The organism is Polaromonas sp. P1_G4 (assembly GCF_056405475.1).
In genome coordinates this window covers 1-4,300 of sequence record NZ_JBFUCA010000371.1, presented here as the reverse complement: position 1 = coordinate 4,300, position 4,300 = coordinate 1, and the positions used below count along the sequence as shown (strand labels likewise).

The window sequence follows — 4,300 nt, the reverse complement described above, 5'->3', positions numbered from 1 at the left end:
GGCTCGTAGATGTAATCCCAGCCGTGCTGGTCCTTGTCGGCCTGCAGGTGCGCTGCCGTCAAAGGCAACAACTGCTCGACCACCGGTTCCTGGCGCATGGTGTTGATGAACTTGGTGTAGCACAGGTACACCGAATTGATCTTGCCTTCGCTGTAGGCATCGAGCAGCACCTTGACGGGGCCGATCAGCTTTTCCAGGTGCGGCTTGTCGCCCAGCTGCGTCGCATGCGACACCACCTTGGCGCCCACACGGTTCAGAAAACCGAGGCCCTTGTTGCCGATGGCCACAGCCTTCGCATCATGGCCGGCGGCCTGCACTTCCTTGAGCTTTGAGGTCACGGCGCGCAGCACGTTGGTGTTCATGCCGCCGCACAAGCCCTTGTCGGTCGTCACCACGATGAACCCGGTGGCCTTGGCGTCGTTGGACTCCATGAACGCGTGGGTGTATTCGGGGTTGGCCYGACTCAGGTTGGCCGTGATGTTGCGGATCTTGTCGCTGTAAGGACGGGCAGCGCGCATCCGCTCCTGCGCCTTGCGCATCTTGGAGGCGGCCACCATCTCCATGGCCTTGGTGATCTTCTTGGTGTTTTCCACCGATTTGATCTTGCCGCGTATTTCCTTGCCTGCTGCCATATGGATTCCTAAGGGGTTCCTGAGGGTTGCTTAATTACTTGCTTGACGATGCGTCAGGCGAGATCAGGCAAACGACTTCTTGAACTCGGCCACAGCCGCGTTCAGTTCAGCCTCAGCATCCTTGTCCATGGCCTTGTTGGCTTCGAGCTTGGCCATCAAGGCCGCGTTCTTGTCCTTCAGGAAGGCGTGCAAGCCGTGTTCGAAAGCCAGGACCTTCTTGACTTCGATGTCGTCCATGAAGCCCTTGTTCACTGCGAACAGCGTAGCGGCCATGTTGGAAATGGACAAAGGCGAGTACTGGGCCTGCTTGAGCAGCTCGGTCACGCGGGCACCGCGGTCCAGCTGTTTGCGGGTGGCTTCGTCCAGGTCGGAAGCGAACTGCGCGAAGGCAGCCAGTTCACGGTACTGGGCCAGGTCGGTACGGATACCGCCGGACAGATTCTTGATCAGCTTGGTCTGGGCAGCACCGCCGACGCGGGACACCGAGATACCGGCGTTAATGGCGGGACGAATACCGGCATTGAACAGGCTGGTTTCCAGGAAGATCTGGCCGTCGGTGATCGAAATCACGTTGGTTGGCACGAAAGCGGACACGTCGCCGGCTTGCGTTTCAATGATCGGCAGTGCGGTCAGTGAACCGGTCTTGCCCTTGACGGCGCCCTTGGTGAAGTCTTCAACGTACTTCTCGTTCACGCGAGCTGCGCGCTCGAGCAGACGGCTGTGCAGATAGAACACGTCGCCGGGGTAGGCTTCGCGTCCTGGTGGACGGCGCAGCAGCAGCGAAACCTGGCGGTAAGCCACGGCTTGCTTGGACAAATCGTCATACACGATCAGCGCGTCTTCGCCGCGGTCGCGGAAGTATTCGCCCATGGTGCAGCCAGAGTAGGCGCTCACGTATTGCATGGCGGCGGATTCGGAAGCGGAAGCGGCCACGACGATGGTGTATTCCATTGCGCCGGCTTGTTCCAGCGAACGCACCACGTTCTTGATCGACGAAGCCTTCTGGCCGATCGCGACGTAGACGCAGGAAACGCCTTTGCCCTTCTGGTTGATGATGGCGTCGATGGCCACAGCGGTCTTGCCGGTCTGACGGTCGCCGATGATCAGTTCGCGCTGGCCGCGGCCGACGGGCACCATGGAGTCGATGGACTTCAGGCCGGTCTGCAGGGGCTGGTCAACGGATTTACGGGCGATCACGCCGGGCGCGACCTTTTCGATCACGTCGGTCAACTTGGCGTTGATCGGGCCCTTGCCGTCAATCGGCTGGCCCAGTGCGTTGACCACACGGCCAAGCAGCTCAGGACCCACAGGCACTTCCAGGATGCGGCCCGTGCACTTCACGGTGTCGCCTTCGGCGATGTGCTCGTACTCGCCCAGAATCACGGAGCCGACGGAGTCGCGCTCAAGATTCAGCGCCAGGCCGTAGGTCGGCGTGCCGTCGGCGGTTGCGGGAAATTCCAGCATTTCGCCCTGCATCACGTCGGATAGGCCATGGATACGGACGATACCGTCGGTCACAGACACTACGGTGCCCTGGTTGCGGACATCGGCACTGGCTGTCAAGCCTTCGATGCGGCTCTTGATCAGTTCAGAAATTTCTGCGGGATTGAGTTGCATGACTCTTTCCTTCTTTCTATGTTGTTGGCTAAAAACCGGGGCGCGCCTGAGCGCAAGCTCAGGAAATCAGCGCCACTTTCATTTGCTCTAAACGGGCTTTGACCGAGGTGTCCAACACCTCGTCACCCACCACGACACGTACGCCACCGATCAGCGCCGGCTCAAGCTCGACCGAAAGGTTGAGCTTGCGGCCAAACCGCTTCTCCAGCGTTGTTGCCAAATCGGCCAGCGCAGCGCCTTCCAGCGGAAATGCGCTGTAAACGGTGGCATCCGAAGAACCACTTTGCGCATTTTTCAGTGCGCGAAACTGTGCGGCGATTTCCGGCAGGACGCTGATGCGGCCGTTCTCGATCACGGTCCGCAAGAAGTTCCTGGCGGCTTCCGGCAGCTTCGTTTTGGCCACCCCGGAAACTACGTCAAACGTCTGGTTTACCGTCACGCTGGGGTTGCCCGCAAATTGCTGCAACTGCACGTTGGCGGCAATGGCGGCAAGCTCATCGAGCCAGACGGCGGTGCCGCCCAGGTCGGAACCGGATGCCTTGAACAACGCTTCAGCGTAGGGACGGGCAATGGTGGCTAGTTCGGCCATGTTTTACGCTCGCTTAAAGTTCGGTCTTCAGGCGACCCAGCAAGTCAGCATGCACACCGGCATTGACTTCCTTGCGCAGAATCTGCTCTGCACCCTTGACGGCCAGTGCGGCGACCTGCTCACGCAGGGTCTCGCGGGCCTTGACGGTTTGCTGCTCGGCCTCAACCTTGGCGGCGGCAATGATCTTGCTGCCCTCTTCGGTTGCGCGGGCTTTAGCCTCTTCAATCAGGGCCTGGGCGCGGCGCTCGGCTTCCGCCAGGCGCACTGCCGATTCGTTGCGCGATTTGGCCAGTTCTTCTTCCACGCGCTTGTTGGCAACGGAGAGTTCAGACTTGGCTTTATCGGCAGCGGCAAGGCCGTCGGCGATCTTCCGGGCGCGTTCGTCGAGCGCAGCTGCAATTGGTGGCCACACGAATTTCATCGTGAACAGCACCAGAATCGCAAACACGACGAGCTGCGCAAAGAATGTGGAGTTAATACTCACAGCGGCACCTCTGTAGGTTGTCTAGAAAGGCGTGCGATTTACTTCAACACAAACGGGTTGGCAAATGCGAACAGCATGGCAATACCCACGCCGATCAGGAAAGCAGCATCGATCAGACCGGCCAGCAGGAACATCTTGGTCTGCAGTTCGTTCATCAGCTCAGGCTGGCGTGCAGCGGCTTCGAGGTATTTGCTGCCCATGATGCCGATGCCGATACATGCGCCGACAGCGCCCAGGCCAATGATCAGGCCAGCGGCCAAAGCGACAAAACCGAGTACGTGTTCCATTTAATGCTCCTATGGATTTAACTAACTAACAAAAATAAAAAAGAAAGCGGAAACCAGAAAACCAGGGGAAACTGATTCGTGAGAATCAGTGATGGTCGTGGGCCTGCCCCACATAGACCAGCGTCAACATCATGAAAATAAACGCCTGCAGCGCAACGATCAGGATGTGGAAGATTGCCCAGCCCGTGCCCGCGAGCACATGGCCGATGAAGAGGAACACACCAGTCGCAGAGCCGAAGCCCACTGCACCCATCAGCGCGATCAGCATGAACAGCAGTTCGCCCGCGTACATGTTGCCGAAAAGCCGGAGGCCGTGAGATACGGTCTTGGCGGCGAATTCGATCATCTGCATCAAGAAGTTGACGGGATACAAAAACCATTTGTCGCCGAACGGGGCCGAGAACAGCTCATGCACCCAGCCGCCAAAACCCTTGATCTTGACGTTGTAGTACAGGCAAACCAGCAGCACGCCGCAGGACATGCCCAGCGTGGCCGAGAGGTCGGCCGTGGGAACCACGCGGAAGTTGTGAATGCTGTGATCGAGGCCGGTCACAGCAAAAATTGTGTGGAACAGGTCGACAGGCAGGAAGTCCATGGAGTTCATCAGGAAAATCCAGATGAATACGGTGAGCGCCAGTGGGCCGACGGCCTTGCGCGATTCGGCGTTTTTAACGAYGCCCTTGGCCTGGCT

General features: G+C 59.0%; 6 protein-coding genes. All 6 read right to left on the bottom strand.

What is annotated here, in order from left to right:
- The coding region (gene atpG, locus AC1D1X_RS16810) for an ATP synthase F1 subunit gamma (protein WP_477698702.1) at positions 1-632 on the bottom strand (632 nt) is incomplete at its 3' end.
- A 63-nt stretch (positions 633-695) separates the two neighbouring features.
- Positions 696-2,249, bottom strand: coding sequence for a F0F1 ATP synthase subunit alpha (atpA, locus tag AC1D1X_RS16805; protein ID WP_457281583.1), 1,554 nt, complete (start codon positions 2,247-2,249; stop codon positions 696-698).
- Between the two features lie 58 nt (positions 2,250-2,307).
- Positions 2,308-2,838: a F0F1 ATP synthase subunit delta gene (locus AC1D1X_RS16800; protein WP_477668853.1), complete on the bottom strand. Its 531-nt coding sequence runs from the start codon at positions 2,836-2,838 to the stop codon at positions 2,308-2,310.
- Positions 2,839-2,851: 13 nt separating this feature from the next.
- Positions 2,852-3,322, bottom strand: coding sequence for a F0F1 ATP synthase subunit B (locus AC1D1X_RS16795; protein ID WP_457281585.1), 471 nt, complete (start codon positions 3,320-3,322; stop codon positions 2,852-2,854).
- Positions 3,323-3,360: 38 nt separating this feature from the next.
- The gene (atpE, locus tag AC1D1X_RS16790; RefSeq protein WP_293400282.1) at positions 3,361-3,609 is read right to left on the bottom strand and encodes a F0F1 ATP synthase subunit C; all 249 of its coding nucleotides are present in this window, start codon (positions 3,607-3,609) and stop codon (positions 3,361-3,363) included.
- A gap of 85 nt (positions 3,610-3,694) precedes the next feature.
- On the bottom strand, positions 3,695-4,300 hold a 606-nt coding region (atpB, locus tag AC1D1X_RS16785), incomplete at its 5' end, for a F0F1 ATP synthase subunit A (protein WP_477698701.1).